The 14268-nt window shown below is 47.3% G+C and carries 14 protein-coding genes and 1 pseudogene; 12 read left to right on the top strand and 3 right to left on the bottom strand.

Annotated features, from left to right (window positions below; genetic code table 11):
- Window positions 1–439: 439 nt before the first annotated feature.
- The 9 genes from E5S67_RS22795 to E5S67_RS22755 all read left to right on the top strand — a co-directional run bounded on the left by E5S67_RS22795 (window position 440) and on the right by E5S67_RS22755 (window position 9767).
- Window positions 440–922 carry an ISAs1 family transposase gene (locus tag E5S67_RS22795; protein ID WP_339382967.1) on the top strand — a complete coding sequence of 161 codons (483 nt, stop codon included), beginning with the start codon at window positions 440–442 and terminating at the stop codon, window positions 920–922.
- A 293-nt stretch (window positions 923–1215) separates the two neighbouring features.
- On the top strand, window positions 1216–1755 hold the full coding sequence (locus E5S67_RS22790) for a vitamin K epoxide reductase family protein (protein WP_172190652.1): 540 nt from the start codon (window positions 1216–1218) through the stop codon (window positions 1753–1755).
- 217 nt (window positions 1756–1972) lie between these two features.
- Window positions 1973–2212: a hypothetical protein gene (locus E5S67_RS22785; protein WP_172190651.1), complete on the top strand. Its 240-nt coding sequence runs from the start codon at window positions 1973–1975 to the stop codon at window positions 2210–2212.
- Window positions 2213–2378: 166 nt separating this feature from the next.
- Window positions 2379–3416 carry a hemerythrin domain-containing protein gene (locus tag E5S67_RS22780; protein ID WP_172190650.1) on the top strand — a complete coding sequence of 346 codons (1038 nt, stop codon included), beginning with the start codon at window positions 2379–2381 and terminating at the stop codon, window positions 3414–3416.
- 567 nt (window positions 3417–3983) lie between these two features.
- Window positions 3984–5099, top strand: coding sequence for an SDR family NAD(P)-dependent oxidoreductase (locus E5S67_RS22775; RefSeq protein WP_246276935.1), 1116 nt, complete (start codon window positions 3984–3986; stop codon window positions 5097–5099).
- 441 nt (window positions 5100–5540) lie between these two features.
- Window positions 5541–6089 carry an Hsp20 family protein gene (locus tag E5S67_RS22770; RefSeq protein WP_172190649.1) on the top strand — a complete coding sequence of 183 codons (549 nt, stop codon included), beginning with the start codon at window positions 5541–5543 and terminating at the stop codon, window positions 6087–6089.
- 197 nt (window positions 6090–6286) lie between these two features.
- Window positions 6287–8176 carry a molecular chaperone DnaK gene (gene dnaK, locus E5S67_RS22765; protein WP_172190648.1) on the top strand — a complete coding sequence of 630 codons (1890 nt, stop codon included), beginning with the start codon at window positions 6287–6289 and terminating at the stop codon, window positions 8174–8176.
- Between the two features lie 284 nt (window positions 8177–8460).
- The gene (locus tag E5S67_RS22760; RefSeq protein WP_172190647.1) at window positions 8461–9465 is read left to right on the top strand and encodes a DnaJ C-terminal domain-containing protein; all 1005 of its coding nucleotides are present in this window, start codon (window positions 8461–8463) and stop codon (window positions 9463–9465) included.
- On the top strand, window positions 9462–9767 hold the full coding sequence (locus E5S67_RS22755; RefSeq protein ID WP_172190646.1) for a chaperone modulator CbpM: 306 nt from the start codon (window positions 9462–9464) through the stop codon (window positions 9765–9767). Before E5S67_RS22760 ends, E5S67_RS22755 begins: the two co-directional genes overlap by 4 nt.
- 192 nt (window positions 9768–9959) lie before the next feature.
- Here E5S67_RS22755 and E5S67_RS33590 read toward each other — a convergent pair.
- A pseudogene (locus E5S67_RS33590) lies at window positions 9960–10130 on the bottom strand (IS5/IS1182 family transposase); the annotation flags it as partial.
- Window positions 10131–10285: 155 nt separating this feature from the next.
- Here E5S67_RS33590 and E5S67_RS22750 point away from each other — a divergent pair.
- Window positions 10286–11248, top strand: coding sequence for an aldo/keto reductase (locus E5S67_RS22750; RefSeq protein WP_172190645.1), 963 nt, complete (start codon window positions 10286–10288; stop codon window positions 11246–11248).
- A gap of 81 nt (window positions 11249–11329) precedes the next feature.
- Here the strand turns inward: E5S67_RS22750 and E5S67_RS22745 are convergent, their stop codons facing one another.
- Window positions 11330–11923, bottom strand: coding sequence for an alpha/beta hydrolase (locus E5S67_RS22745; RefSeq protein WP_246276934.1), 594 nt, complete (start codon window positions 11921–11923; stop codon window positions 11330–11332).
- A gap of 140 nt (window positions 11924–12063) precedes the next feature.
- On the opposite strand from E5S67_RS22745, the gene E5S67_RS34845 reads away from it, so the two are divergent.
- Both E5S67_RS34845 and E5S67_RS33585 read left to right on the top strand, forming a co-directional pair.
- The gene (locus tag E5S67_RS34845) at window positions 12064–12369 is read left to right on the top strand and encodes a transposase (RefSeq protein WP_422614763.1); all 306 of its coding nucleotides are present in this window, start codon (window positions 12064–12066) and stop codon (window positions 12367–12369) included.
- A gap of 247 nt (window positions 12370–12616) precedes the next feature.
- A complete protein-coding gene (locus tag E5S67_RS33585) occupies window positions 12617–12778 on the top strand; it encodes a hypothetical protein (protein WP_246276933.1) in 162 nt (53 codons plus the stop codon).
- A gap of 213 nt (window positions 12779–12991) precedes the next feature.
- Here the strand turns inward: E5S67_RS33585 and E5S67_RS22730 are convergent, their stop codons facing one another.
- Entirely contained in the window at window positions 12992–14248 is a 1257-nt protein-coding gene (locus tag E5S67_RS22730; RefSeq protein WP_172190642.1) for a zinc-dependent alcohol dehydrogenase, read from the bottom strand.
- Window positions 14249–14268: the final 20 nt, after the last annotated feature.

Raw genomic sequence — 14268 nt, 5'->3', positions numbered from 1 at the left:
TGTCATTTTTTTTACCTCATCTTTTTTCACAGTTTTACTAGCTTTTTCATTTGAGCCCTTTTTCATATATTTGCAAAAGTGAGATGCACCCATATTAGGAAAGAATCAATGGAAAAATTACGTGAAAAGTCAATTAATTAGGACATTGAACCGTCAATTGGAAAATCCAGAGATACCGGAATTAACAATGCAACTGATGCGTCAATTAGAAAGCCAACTAGCATATCAGCCGATTACCTACTTTCCATCAGAAACATTAGCTCATTACTTTCCATCAGAAAGATTAAGTTACTTGGGCAGTATGTTTAATTTTTCATTTTCTGTTTTAAATTGCCATTACAATAAAAAAATGGTCTATATACAGGGTAAGCTCATCTAATTTGGTATACATCGTACTTGACAATGAGTCAAATAAGTGAGATGACAAAAATGCCACCCAATAAAATATTTAGGAATACCCTTTATGTCTCAGGGTTTTGAGATTAAATCTACCTCTGGCAAAAAAAGCTCTCCTCCTCAGCTACCGCTCCGGGAAGTAGCAGAGATTCAAGATATTCAACGCCAGTTTTGGAACAAAACTACTCGGGATGTGCAATTCTATCTAACTTCTTTAGATAGTGATGCCCAACTTTTGGGTCGAGCCATCCGAAAACATTGGGGGATTGAAAATGAGGCTCATTGGACTTTAGATTGTACCTTTGCGGAAGATGCTTGCCGGATTCGCTCTTTCCACAGTCCCCGGAATTTGGCTGTCCTGCGACGTATTGCGCTGAATGCCCTCAACTGCGAACCTACTTACAAACGTAGTCTTCGACAAAAAATGAAACGGGCAGCTATGGATAATGATTATCTAATTCAAATTATCAGTTCTTGTTTTCTTGACAAGATATTAGATTTTTCTGCTTCCTTTTGTCAAGCATGATTGAGACACTCTTACCCTGCCTACCTAAAGAAAGGACATAATATTAACCGAGTTGAAGCTTTTGTATACAAGAGCTTGAAATATAGCGCTTTATTTAAAGTACCTCTTAGGTAAGTGGTACGCATCAAACTGAATCCATAAAATGATGGGAAATCTATACACTCTGAGCGCAGGACGATCGCATCGTTGGATTGGGTTCCTAGTGCGTATCCTATTCATTTTCATTGAAACGCTTTGTGTATGGCTGATGTGATCGTTAATGCTTACATTATTATTATTGAGGATTGCGTTTTATGGACCCAAAACAACTGAGTGAGGAACTGCGTAAAGGACAGAACCCTCACATGACCCGTCGGCGATGGATTATCGGCTTATCTATGCTTGGGGGTTCGATGGGACAAGCCGTCACACTCTACCAGACTGGGATCGTTAATCACCTACCAGATCCGCCGGGACAAAAGCTTTTCGATGCAGACCGCGTTGACGCTTCTAATTACGCTTACAACAAATTCAACTCACCCGACGGGCCAATAATGGTGGCTAATTATGCCCTCACTGCTTGGCTGGCTGCTGCTGGCGGTTTAGACCGCGCTAGGCGCAACCCTTTGTTACCAATTGCAATGGGTATCAAGCTGGTGTTGGACGGGGTGACCAATGTCGAGTTAGCTCGTGAAGAGTGGAGCGAGAACAAGGCGTTTTGTGAATACTGCCAAGTTGCGACGGTTTGCTCGATCGCGTCGATCGTACTCGCAGTGCCGGAGGTTCTTACTGCTGTTGGCACCCTGCTGGGACGCCGTGACCAGGACACCGAAGCACAGGGCAACACACGGTAATCGATACAACGGGGAAAAGTACGGGTTTTCTACAGCGGTGTTGGGCGTACAACAAATGTTAAGCCCGATCGAGAATGATTGCACATATTTTATGCAATTATTTTTGCTAAATGTTCCCTCTAGAATTAGTGGTAGAACGAGTCCTGTCTGAGGATAGAACACCCACTTGAAACTGAATGATAGCCTTGTATAGTAAAGTCAAAAACAGGTGCAAATCATGGCATCAGATACTCCTCCAGACACTCGGCAAGATGATGCAAAATACGACCCTCAAGATAATCCTGGAACGCAAACAAGTATACCGACCACAGAAGAGGGTGACACTCCAGTTGATGAGACATATCGCATGACAGGTCAACAATCCGGTACTGACGTTAATCCCGGTAGTGAACCTGAATCTCCAGGAGCTGCCCCCAAAGTTGTTGGTAGTCCAAATCAAGGAACTGACTCGCGTTAAAAAGATTCTTGAAAATCGCGCAAGTTGGTGAGGGAGATGAACGGTAGCTCAGCAGATAACGCGGTCGAGACACTGCCTTATTTGTAAATAATGCCGAGCAAACATCGGCTGTCAAACCGGATAACAACAAAGATCGATCAGATTATTTAAGCGAGGATAACTAAAGATGGTTACAACGTTAGAGGATACAAAACGGGTTGCGATCGGCGAAAGATTGGCAGACTTGAAAGCCTTTCAAAATTTAATTATCTCGAACGATCAAAAGCTAATAGATGCCTGCCCTGATGAAGATGTTCGCAAGCGTCTCCAGAATATGCTTGAGGATGACCAGAAAAACCTGGGCATTATAGAGACGGTGATGGTTCAATACGGTATTCAAGCTGAACCTAGTGCTGCGACCAAGATATTTATTGCGCAGTTTGAGAAGATGATGTCAGGCGATGAGTTTACGTATTATCAGAAACTCATGCACCACGAACTGATCAAGCACGGTCAAGCCATGAGTGGAATCATTATTCACAAAGCCGCTCAGAAGGTTGGAGCTGATATTGAAGTGGCAATTGGGCCTTTGAATACCGTCAATTTTGAGGGTCGCGCTCACCAAGAACAACTCAAAGGAATGCTCGAACTCGTGGGTGTCCGCGAAATGACTGGTAAAGACGCTGACCAGGGACTCTGGGCACGGGTGCAAGATGGAGTTGCTGCATTGTCGGGTGTAGTTGGCAGCATAGCCACCCAAAACACTGACAAACAAGATATGAACATCCAGACCCTCATCCGGCTGGATCATAACAAGGTGAATACCATCTTCACCGAAATCGGAGCTACTAAAGACCCTCAAAAGCTCCAAGAGTATTTCGGGCAAATCTATAAAGATTTGTTGGTACACGCTCAAGCTGAAGAAGAAGTCGTCTATCCGAAAGTTCGATCGTTCTACGGTGATGACAACACTCAAGAGCTGTACGATGAGCAAGCGCAAATGAAGCAGATGCTCGATGAAATTAAGGCTATTGACCCCACTAATGCCGACGAGTTTAGATCGAAAATTAAAGACCTGATGGATGTGGTTGGCGACCACATTCGCCAAGAAGAATTCACCATGTTCTCGGCGATTGACGACAATTGCAGCGACGAGCAAAAAGAGCAAATGGCAACCGAATTCAAAGCTGCCAAGAGCAAGATTCAACAAGAAATGGCAGCCTAATTGCAAAAACAGCCAAGCCTCTCATTACAAGACAAAGCATTGCCCGGTAACTGGCTGCACGGCTTTTATTGAGAGGGAAGCTGATTGTGCAGAAAATAGCTTTTTAGCTCCCACACTCTAGCAGGTCGCGATCGCCATAAGAGCCGCTTCTAAACAGAAGTTCTCCTTTGAGGGCAACTTCTGTTTAGAAGAAAAAACTGTGGCTAACAACTTAAAGCGGGACAAAAAGAGGTAGATAGGTAGTGCTAATTTGAGCCGTAAATTTTTACCCCACCCCAGCCCTCCCCTTGGTAAGGGGAGGGAGTAAGAAATTCACAAATGATTTAGGATTGCTATATTAGGCACAGAATTAGCTCAAATATCACAACCTCTTAGTCAGACAAGAGGAGAAGGTTAGGGTTTTAGTATAGTAATCCTAAATGAGTGGTAAATTTTTTACCCCACCCCAAACCTCCCCTTACTAAGGGGAGGAAGTAAGAAATTCATAAATGATTTAGGATTGCTAAATCAGGTTCAGGTAATAAGGTAGACTGCGCTTCACAATACATCAGCATTTGAGTTTTAACCATGAATTTCTATATAGATAATCAGAATCTTCTGATTCTTTTTGCAGTTGCCGTGGGCGCTTTGTTCGTCGTGCTTTGGGTGGTGCGATCGTGGCGCGAACGTCAATACGATCTCACAGGCAAGACGGTGCTGCTTACGGGTGGTTCTCGCGGACTTGGTTTGGTTATGGCACGGCAGTTGGTGCAGCAAGGAGCGCGTTTGGCAATTTGTGCCCGCGATCGCGCAGAACTCGAAAGGGCGCGTGTCGAGCTGGAGCAGTGCGGTGGAGAGGTGCTGGCTGTTCCCTGTGATGTCACCGATCGCTCCCAGGTTGACCAGATGGTGCAGCAGGTGCGCGATCGCTTCGGTCAGATCGACATCCTCATTAACAACGCAGGCACCGACCTTGTGGGGCCAATGGACGTATTGACAATGGAGGACTACGACGACTTGATGAAGCTGCATTTCTGGGCACCGCTATACACTATTTATGCGGTTTTCCCGGAAATGCGTCAACGACAAGCTGGACGCATCGTTAATATCTCTTCGATCGGCGGCAAGGTAGTTTCCCCCCATATGTTGGCGTATTGCGCCAGCAAATTTGCGTTAACGGGTTTGTCGGAAGGGATGCGGACAGAACTGGCAAAAGACGGGATTGCTGTCACAACGGTATGTCCCGGTTTCATCCGCACAGGCGTGATAGACCGCGCTATGTTCAAAGGTCAGCACCGCAAGGAGTTTACCTGGTTCAGCATTGCTGATTCCTTGCCCTGGATCTCGACGAGTGCCGAAAAAGTTGCTCGTGAAACCATTGCTGGATTTCGACGCGGTGATGCAGAGGTAATAGTGCCACTTTGGACTTGGTTTAGTGCCAGACTCTATGCTCTTTTTCCAGGGCTTTCTGCAACTGCGATCGGTTGGTTTAATCGGTTGTTACCTAGAACAGGTGGCATAGGTACCGAACGCGCTTTTGGAAAAGACAGCCACTCATCTTTATCGCCTTCGCTGTTAACTTTTTTGAGTGACAAAGCCGCACGGCAAAATAATGAGATGGGCAGCCAAGAGCAACCCGATGGCGAACGACTCGCTGAGCGATCGAGCTACCGATCGTCTGTGTCCGACGGTGAGGATGGGTGAGCCGAAAGTGCGCGGTTGTCTTTCACAAGACGCTAGGCGATCGGCGCGATCGTCCCGATGCTGTTAATACAAAAGCAATTGTTTGACAGATTCACTGAGAAATTAGAATTGAGTGACAGAATAATTCGCCATCCGACTTTCGTAATTCGTAATTATTTGCGTCACCAGCCTCTCCCGTTAGGGAAAAAGAAAAAGAAGAACTTTATCGTTAAGCCCGTTAGTTAGTGCCACAAACGAAGTTAGGATACAGCAGATAAGTCCGATAACGGCTGCCAAAAAGCCCAAATTAGTTGTTTTCTATTCCTCAAGAATTGGTCTTAACACAACAATAATATAAGTCCATTGATAGAGGAGCCAATTAGTGCTTTTAAATACCATAAAAATGCTTCAAAAAAGACTGTTCAAGCTCTTGTAATTGCACAAAAAGTGGAGGAAAAAACTATGGCATTAATTCGTTGGGAACCTTTCCGAGAAATGGAAATGCTGCAACGGGACATGAACCGCCTGTTTGACCGAATGATGTCGGCTCCTGGTAATGAGGGGCAGTCTGACATTCTCCCCGGTGGATCTTCTTTTATGCCTGCTGCGGAAATGCACGAAACGCCTGATGACATCAAACTCAAAATGGAAGTTCCTGGCATAGAAGCCAAAGACCTTGATATTAAAGTTACTGCCGAAGCAGTTGCTATCACTGGGGAGCGCAAATCTGAAACCAAGAGCGACGGCAAAGGCATGAATCGTACCGAATTCCGGTACGGCCGATTTCAACGGATCGTTCCCTTGCCAGCGAGAATTCAAAACGACAAGGTACAAGCAGAATTTAATAACGGCGTTCTCTGCCTCACCATGCCTAAAGCTGAGGAAGAAAAAAACAAGGTTGTCAGAATTAACTTGGGAGGACAAAACCAGCCAGAACAAATTCAGCAAGGACAACCTCAGGGCGACGGGCAAGTTGCAAGCCAACCTCAGGCTTCAGCCCAAGTAGTTTAAACATTGGTTGAGCTTCCCCAAGCCTTTGATTAATTAGCCGTTTATATTCCTCCTGGAACCGTTTTAACAAACATTGAAAGGAAAGAAAAAGCAGCAGGATTGACAGGAAAATCGGCATCCAAAATTTTCCCCTGTCAGTCCTGTTTATTCTTTGGCAACCCCAATTCATAACAACTGAATTTCAAGAATGGAGCATCATGGCAAAAGTAGTTGGAATTGATTTAGGAACAACGAACTCCTGCGTTGCTGTAATGGAAGGAGGGCAACCCCTTGTGATTGCAAACGCAGAAGGACAGCGTACTACTCCCTCCGTTGTAGCTTATACCAAAGGAGGCGATCGCTTGGTTGGTCAGATTGCCAGACGCCAAGCGGTGATGAACCCGGAAAATACCTTTTATTCCGTCAAACGCTTCATCGGGCGCAAATACGAGGAAGTTACTCAAGAACTCACAGAAGTTACCTATAAAGTCCTGCGTGACAGTAACGGAAACCTCAAACTCGACTGTCCCGCTGCCGGAAAACAGTTTGCCCCCGAAGAAATCTCCGCTCAAGTTCTGCGTAAACTCGCGGACGATGCCAGCAAATACCTTGGTGAAAAAGTCACCCAAGCTGTCGTCACCGTTCCCGCCTACTTCAACGACTCGCAGCGACAAGCGACCAAAGATGCAGGCAGAATTGCTGGTTTAGAAATTCTCCGCATCATCAACGAACCGACGGCTGCTGCCCTGGCCTACGGTTTAGACAAAAAGAGCAATGAAACCATTCTCGTCTTTGACCTCGGCGGTGGCACCTTCGACGTTTCCATTCTGGAAGTGGGCGATGGTGTTTTTGAAGTCAAAGCCACCAGCGGTGACACCCACCTCGGCGGTGACGACTTCGACAAAAAGATAGTGGATTGGATTGCTAATGAATTCCAACGCAATGAAGGCATCGACCTTCGCAAAGATAAGCAAGCACTGCAACGACTGACCGAAGCCGCTGAGAAAGCCAAAATCGAACTTTCCAGCGCCACCCAAACTACTATCAATCTTCCTTTCATCACCGCTACCCAAGAAGGATCTAAGCACCTCGAAATGACCCTGACGAGGGCTAAGTTTGAGGAAATGTGTTCGGATTTGTTAGACCGTTGTCGCATTCCCGTTGAACAAGCCCTGAAGGATGTCAAACTCAGCAACGCGGATATTGATGAAGTCGTTCTGGTGGGCGGTTCCACCCGAATTCCCGCTGTGCAACAACTGGTGCGGCGCATCACTGGCAAAGACCCAAATCAAGGCGTTAATCCTGATGAAGTTGTTGCCGTCGGTGCTGGCATTCAAGCAGGTGTGCTCGCAGGCGAAGTCAAAGATGTGCTGCTGTTGGATGTTACGCCGCTATCTCTGGGTGTGGAGACTCTCGGTGGCGTGATGACGAAAATTATCCCTCGCAACACCACCATCCCCGTTAAGAAATCCGAAACCTTCTCCACCGCTGCTGATGGGCAAAGCAACGTGGAAATCCACGTTCTGCAAGGCGAACGGGAAATGTCATCTGACAACAAGAGCTTGGGTACTTTTCGTTTGGACGGTATTCCCCCAGCACCCAGAGGTGTGCCGCAAGTCGAAGTTACGTTCGATATTGATGCCAACGGCATTCTCTCTGTCACTGCTAAAGATAAAGCCACAGGTAAAGAGCAGTCGATTTCGATTACGGGTGCCTCCACTCTCAACAAAGGCGATGTTGAGAAAATGGTAAGGGATGCTGAAGCCCATGCTGAAGAAGATAAGAGACGCCGCGAACAAATCGACACCAAAAATATAGCGGACTCGCTAGTCTATCAAGCCCAGAAACAATTGAAAGACTTGGACGGCAAAGTTTCTGATGCTGATAAGAGTCGCGCTGAAGGATTAATCAAAGACCTGCAGGAAGCGATTAACCAAGAAAATAGCGATCGCATGAAGTCCCTGACTAATGAATTACAACAAGCTCTCATGCAGATAGGTAGTGCCGTCTACGCTCAAGCGGGTGCTGGTACAACAGGGGGAACAGGTGGTCAGGCTGGCTCTAGTGGTGGTGGTAATGAAGATGTCATTGATGCGGACTTTGTTTAACAGTCACTAGCAAAAAAACTAATAACTAATGACCGAGGAGTAATTTCAGATCTTGCACTAAGCCTTTTTACCCCTCCCCTTACTAAGGGGAGGGAGCTAAATTCTCCCAAGAATAAAAGCTCTTCCTTATATTCCCCTAATAATAAAAGCTCTTCCTTATATTCTTCCAAGAATAAGAGGGGCTAGGGGGGTCAAGGGAGTGACGGGGGTGATGGAAAATGTGACTGATGAAACTTATGAAAATCACTCTCCCCTGACACAGCCACGCCTATTTTTGAAAAGCCATGCCAACTGCAACCGACTTCAAGGATTATTACGAAATTCTAGGGGTAAGCAAGAGTGCAACTCCAGAGGAGATTAAAAAGGCTTACCGGAAACTAGCCAGGAAATATCACCCTGACCTGAATCCTGGAGATAAAAAAGCCGAGGCAAAATTCAAAGATCTCAATGAAGCAAATGAGGTGCTTTCCGATCCCCAGAAACGCCAAAAGTATGACCAATTTGGTCAGCATTGGAGGCAGGCAGAGGCAGGCCCAGCACCTTCCCCCAGAGGCGCTGGGGTTGGGGTAGAGGGATTTGATTTCGACCAGTACAGCAATTTTGATGATTTCATCAATGACCTGCTGGGTCGCGTTGGAAGTGGAGGTCGAACTGGGCGCAGAGTCTATACCTATGGCACGGGTACAGCCGACACCACTGGATTTGATGAGTATGAGGATATTTTTGGCGGCGGTTCTCGCACCTCTGCGCCTGCTCCCGATACCGAAGCGGCGATCGCCCTCACCTTTTCAGAAGCCTTTCATGGAGTACAGAAGCGGCTGCAACTAGACGATGAAACGATTAACGTGCGAATTCCAGCAGGGGCCAAACCCGGAAGCCGCATCCGCATTAAAGGCAAAGGTCGTGCTAGTCCCTTCTCGCAATCTAAGGGAGATTTATACCTGACTATCGAGCTACTGCCCCATTCATTTTTCCGGTTTGAAGGTGATGATATTGTCAGTGAAATTCCGATTAGGCCTGATGAAGCTGTATTGGGTTCTCAAATAAAAGTACCAACGCCTGATGGCAGTGTCACAATGAGCATTCCTGCTGGTGTTCGTTCTGGGCAATCTTTGCGGTTGCGGGGCAAAGGATGGCCCAAACCTAAGGATGGGCGCAGCGATCAAATTGTCAAGTTACAGATTGTATCTCCTAAGGATATAAGCCAGATTGAGCGTGACTGCTATGAAAAAATTCGTGCCAATAGCAGTTTTAATCCGCGTGCCGATTTAGAGGAGGTAAGGCTATGAACGAGGTTAGTCTTTCACGGGTTGTTGTTTCACAAGAGGGCGATCGCCTTTATTCATTTGAGTATGCAGCTAGAGTAACAGAAACCTCTGTCACTCTAGTGGAACGCTTTGTTGAGATGGGATTAATTGAGCCGAGGGGTTCGATGCTGCGATCGCGCGACATCGGTCGCATCAGCCAAATTCAGCGCTTGCGTCGGGATTTGGGGCTGAATTTAGTGGGAGCCGCAATTGTTTTAGACATGGCTCAGGAAATTGCACAGTTGAAGGCACAGTTGAAGGCACACCAGTCACAGCATTTATAAGAAAGCTCCAGAGGGAGGAGGTAGCGATGAAATCTACTCTAAATTTAAATAGACAACTTCCCTGGTCTTGGTTAGCAGGACTTAAAATTTCAAGCCCAAACAAAGCCTAAACTAGCTTTATAAGCCCTGGACTTACGGAACTGGCACATTGAACTTCCGATCGATTCTGAAGTCAATAGACCTCTGGCGGAATTAAGATAATCTCGCTATTTTTAGCTCGTAATTATAAATTCCTGCAATCCGGTTTACTCGCAATCCAAATCGCTGTCTTCGATTTCGATAACGACCAGACAAAATTCGGAATATCTGCAAGAATCTAATGATATGCTCCACTTTAATTTTGAGTTGGGCTAAACTTCTATTTTCTCACTTCAGCTCAACCCATTAATCCACACCTTCTAAATGGCCAATACTCAGTTATAGTGTGTCTCTAGCAAGATGTTATAAACGTTTCCTTGCGTTTGAATTTGATCATAGCTGTATGCACTTAAGCAATAGCTGCAAAACAAGGAGAACAGATGTCAGAAAATACGTCAAACTCAGAAATGCTATACCGAACTCTCGGTAGTACAGGAGAGAAAGTTTCCGCGATCGGATTGGGTGGTTGGCACATCGGATTGAAGTATGTTGACGAGCAACTGGGTATGCGGATTGTTCGCAGTGCGATCGACCGCGGCATCACTTTTATGGATAACAGTTGGGATTACAACGGTGGAGTCAGCGATATTCGCATGGGGAAAGCTCTCCGCGATGGCTACCGAGACAAAGTATTCCTGATGACGAAAATTGACGGTCGCTCCAAGAAAGAAGCCGCAAGACAGCTAGACGAATCACTGCAACGCCTGCAAGTTGATTGCATCGATCTCGTCCAGCACCACGAAATCCTCCGGTTTGAGGACCCGCATCGAGTTTTCGATCCAGAAGGGGCAAATGCCGCCTTAATGGAGGCGCGGGAAGCTGGCAAACTCCGATATATTGGCTTCACCGGACACAAAGACCCCCAAATTCATCTGCATATGCTGGAAGTTGCAGCCAGTTATGGGTTTAAGTTTGATGCGGCTCAGATGCCGCTGAATGTGATGGATGCACACTACCGAAGCTTTGCGAAGCTGGTTGTGCCAGAACTGGTTAAACAGGACATCGGCATTCTTGGCATGAAAAGCATGGCAAACGGGATTTTGTTACGGTCAAATACGGTAACGGCAATTGAGTGTCTGCACTATGCGCTGAATCTACCTACATCGGTTGTGATTACCGGAATTGACAGCATGGAGGTTCTCGATCAAGCGTTTGAGGCGGTGCGGACGTTCCAGCCAATGAATGAGGAGCAGGTGCGATCGCTGTTAGCAAAAACGGCAGAAGCAGCATCACGCGGCGAGTTTGAGCCATTCAAAACTTCATCAATTTTCGACAGCACAGCCCAGAATCGAGATTGGCTGGGAGACGAGCCACAGCGCATTCAGCAACTGATGCGAACGTAATCGAGAGACGTTGAGCAACTGTTGCTCAACCTTTTGTGTTCATTGAGAATTGACAAATTTAGATTGTACGAGAATACCCTGCTACGCCGTGAACCAGTCTAGTGCCGAGTCCACGATCGCAGGGGGAATTGTGTGGGGGCCGTCGAACTCCCGATAAACCACATCGTAGCCAGCACCCCGCACCTGTCGCACTATCTTACGGCTACAAGGATCGATCGGCAAAACAGAGTCTTGCGTGCCGTGCGAGATGAACAGACGCGGTTCGCCAACCTGTGAAGCTGGTGCCATAAACCCCGGCGAGAACGCTATGACATGGCTGAACAAGTCGCCGTTGGTGATGCCGACACTTAGGGCATAGGAAGCCCCGTCCGAGAAGCCCTCGATCGCAATGCGGGTAGGGTCTACAGCGTAGTGGCTGAACGTCTGTGCCAGCGCCTGGTCAATCAAGGCGATATCGGGGCCGTACTCACCGACGAGCACATCCCACGTCTGGCGGCGCGAGGCAGGTGCCAGCAGGATGAGTCCCGTGGCATCGGCGAGGTTTTGGAACGGAGTCAGACCGCCGCGTGCGTCGCCACCTGCTCCGTGCAGCATGACCACCAGTGGTGCGGGTCGGGAAGCTTGGTAATTTTTAGGCACGTAGAGGAGTCCGTCGCGCTTGGTGGAAAGTCCCAACGGTTGCAGACCGCTTGGTGCCGTTCCCGTAGGCTGCGTTGGTCGTGCCAGCAGGCGTCCGTTTATAGAAACCATTTGATATCATCTTTTGGGCGATGGCGTAGAATCAAGGCGGAGTAGATAAATTCAAGTGAGCTGGGGTGAGAAATGGGATATTCAAGCGATTTGACAGACTCATAGTGGGAAATAATCGAGCCTTTACTATCCCAGAAGAACAAAACTCGACCCCCAGTGGGGACTTGCGCGACAACTCCTTTTCGGGCATATTTTATCAGCTCAACAACGGTTGTAATTGGGGAGATTTACCCAGAGATCTACCGCCATATTCAACAGTCTTCTGGCATTACCAAAATTGGTGTGAGGATGGCTCTCTCGAACGGATTGAGACACAATTACATAGCCCTGTACGCGCACAAGTCAAAAAAAACCGCAGTCGACGACTCTAATTATCATTGACTCCCAAGCTGTGAAAAATACTTGTAATGCCAGTATTGAGTCAAAAGGGTTTTGTTTCTATAAATGCACGAATGGCATCAAAAGACATCTAGCGGTAGATATACTAGGTTTCCCCTTCTTTACTCACCCTCTCCAAAGCCAGTTTATCTGATGACCTTCGGGGTTAATTGAAATGCTCACACACAACATTGATTACTTCAAATCTAAACCGGACGTCCTGCCCCAGACCACAATCTTGTGGATAATGGCTATCATCCTGAGAAACTAACTCAAGCTTTAGAGACGGTTTATCCAGAGATTGTGACGAAGATTCAATTTGAACTTTCAGCTAAACCATCGAAAGCAGAAAAGGCGGCTAAAGGGGAATCTGGATTTGTGCCTGTGGCGGCTAGATGGTAATTGAACGGTTAAATGCTTGGGTGGAGCGATGTAAAAGTTTAGTCAAGAATTTTGACCGGACACTCCAACGTTCCAACGCCAAGCTCAAGCTGTGTTTCATTCGACTAATGCTCAAGCGTTTAGCGCATAGCTAGATGTCAAAGGGGTTCTATAACGCATCATTACTTGTTTAGCACTACCCAAGGGGGGTGAGAAGTCGTACCTGACCTTCGCTTAAATCTGATGATGCTGGAATTGAGGATTTTGGTTGGCACGGCTTGCACCCGGCACCAGTTCCACCTTCACCCAACCCGATTTGCGCTGGTCAAAGGCTTTATAGGCATCAATTACATTCGTCAGGGGTTCAATCTGGGTGAGGATGTCGGTCGGATCTACGACACCGCTACGAACGAGATCTACAATCAATGGAATGTACTTGCGATGATTGCAGTTCCCCATCTTCAGCGTCAGATTTTTGTTCATTGCCATGCCGATCGGGAAAAATTTGTGCGTTAGCGGGTACACACCAATAATCGAAAGCGTTCCAGCTTTGGCGAGTCCCTGTACTGCCCATTCCAACGCTTGAGACGGGGCATTGCCGGGATGCCAATTGCCATTTTGAGGATTGGTTTCAGGCGCAATCTTCTGAAGTTCTTGCTGGAAACGTTCTGCTTGCTGTTGAGCTTTCTCCGCCGCTGGACCGCTGTTGGGCGCAACTGCATCCACACCTACGGCATCGATCGCCCGATCCACGCCAATGCCGCCCGTTAAACTTTGGATCGCCTCAATCGGGTCTTCTTGATTGAAGTCGATAATTTCGGCTCCCTGTGCCTGTGCCATTTCCAGGCGAGAGGGAACTGTATCGATTGCCAAAATTCGTCCGGCTCCCAGCAATTTAGCGCTGGCGATCGCAAACTGTCCCACAGGACCGCAGCCAAAAATAGCAACGGTATCACCCGGTTTAATTTCAGCTAACTCTGCTCCAAAGTAAGCGGTTGGGAAGATATCTGAGATCATAATTGCCCGATCGTCATCCACTTCCTGCGGCAGCTTCACCAATCCAGCATTGGCGTAGGGAATGCGGGCATACTCTGCCTGCAACCCATTAAACGGCCCTGTGGTTTCTGGTCCTCCAAAGAAGGCAGTTCCCGCTTGGGGACCATTGGGATTGGCAGTATCGCATTGGGAATGATATCCGGCGCGACAGTAGGAGCAAGAGCCGCAGGCAATGGTCGAGGGGATAACAACGCGGTCGCCCGCTTTCAAATTCCGCACGTTGCGCCCCACTTCTTCCACAATGCCAACCCCTTCATGCCCCAGAATGGTTCCCGGTATCATACCTGGAAAGGTTCCCCGAATCACGTGCAGGTCAGTTCCGCAAATGGCACTGGAAGTCAAACGGATGATGGCATCCGCGGGTTCTTGAATCTTGGGTTCTGGAACATCATCCAGACGAATATCACCAATACCGTGAAATACAACTGCTTTCATGAAAAGTCTCCTGATAATAA

The sequence above is a fragment of the Microcoleus asticus IPMA8 genome (assembly GCF_013179805.1).
In the GTDB taxonomy this organism is placed as follows: Bacteria; Cyanobacteriota; Cyanobacteriia; order Cyanobacteriales; family Microcoleaceae; genus Microcoleus; species Microcoleus asticus.
This window is presented reverse-complemented; position numbering and strand designations above follow the sequence as displayed.

Excerpts from the sequence above, each read along its gene's own strand:
- E5S67_RS22790 (WP_172190652.1), top strand. The coding sequence starts at position 1,216 with ATGGACCCAAAACAACTGAGTGAGGAACTGCGTAAAGGACAGAACCCT.
- E5S67_RS22785 (WP_172190651.1), top strand. The coding sequence starts at position 1,973 with ATGGCATCAGATACTCCTCCAGACACTCGGCAAGATGATGCAAAATAC.
- E5S67_RS22780 (WP_172190650.1), top strand. The coding sequence starts at position 2,379 with ATGGTTACAACGTTAGAGGATACAAAACGGGTTGCGATCGGCGAAAGA.
- E5S67_RS22775 (WP_246276935.1), top strand. The coding sequence starts at position 3,984 with ATGAATTTCTATATAGATAATCAGAATCTTCTGATTCTTTTTGCAGTT.
- E5S67_RS22770 (WP_172190649.1), top strand. The coding sequence starts at position 5,541 with ATGGCATTAATTCGTTGGGAACCTTTCCGAGAAATGGAAATGCTGCAA.
- dnaK (WP_172190648.1), top strand. The coding sequence starts at position 6,287 with ATGGCAAAAGTAGTTGGAATTGATTTAGGAACAACGAACTCCTGCGTT.
- E5S67_RS22760 (WP_172190647.1), top strand. The coding sequence starts at position 8,461 with ATGCCAACTGCAACCGACTTCAAGGATTATTACGAAATTCTAGGGGTA.
- E5S67_RS22755 (WP_172190646.1), top strand. The coding sequence starts at position 9,462 with ATGAACGAGGTTAGTCTTTCACGGGTTGTTGTTTCACAAGAGGGCGAT.
- E5S67_RS22750 (WP_172190645.1), top strand. The coding sequence starts at position 10,286 with ATGTCAGAAAATACGTCAAACTCAGAAATGCTATACCGAACTCTCGGT.
- E5S67_RS22730 (WP_172190642.1), bottom strand. The coding sequence starts at position 14,248 with ATGAAAGCAGTTGTATTTCACGGTATTGGTGATATTCGTCTGGATGAT.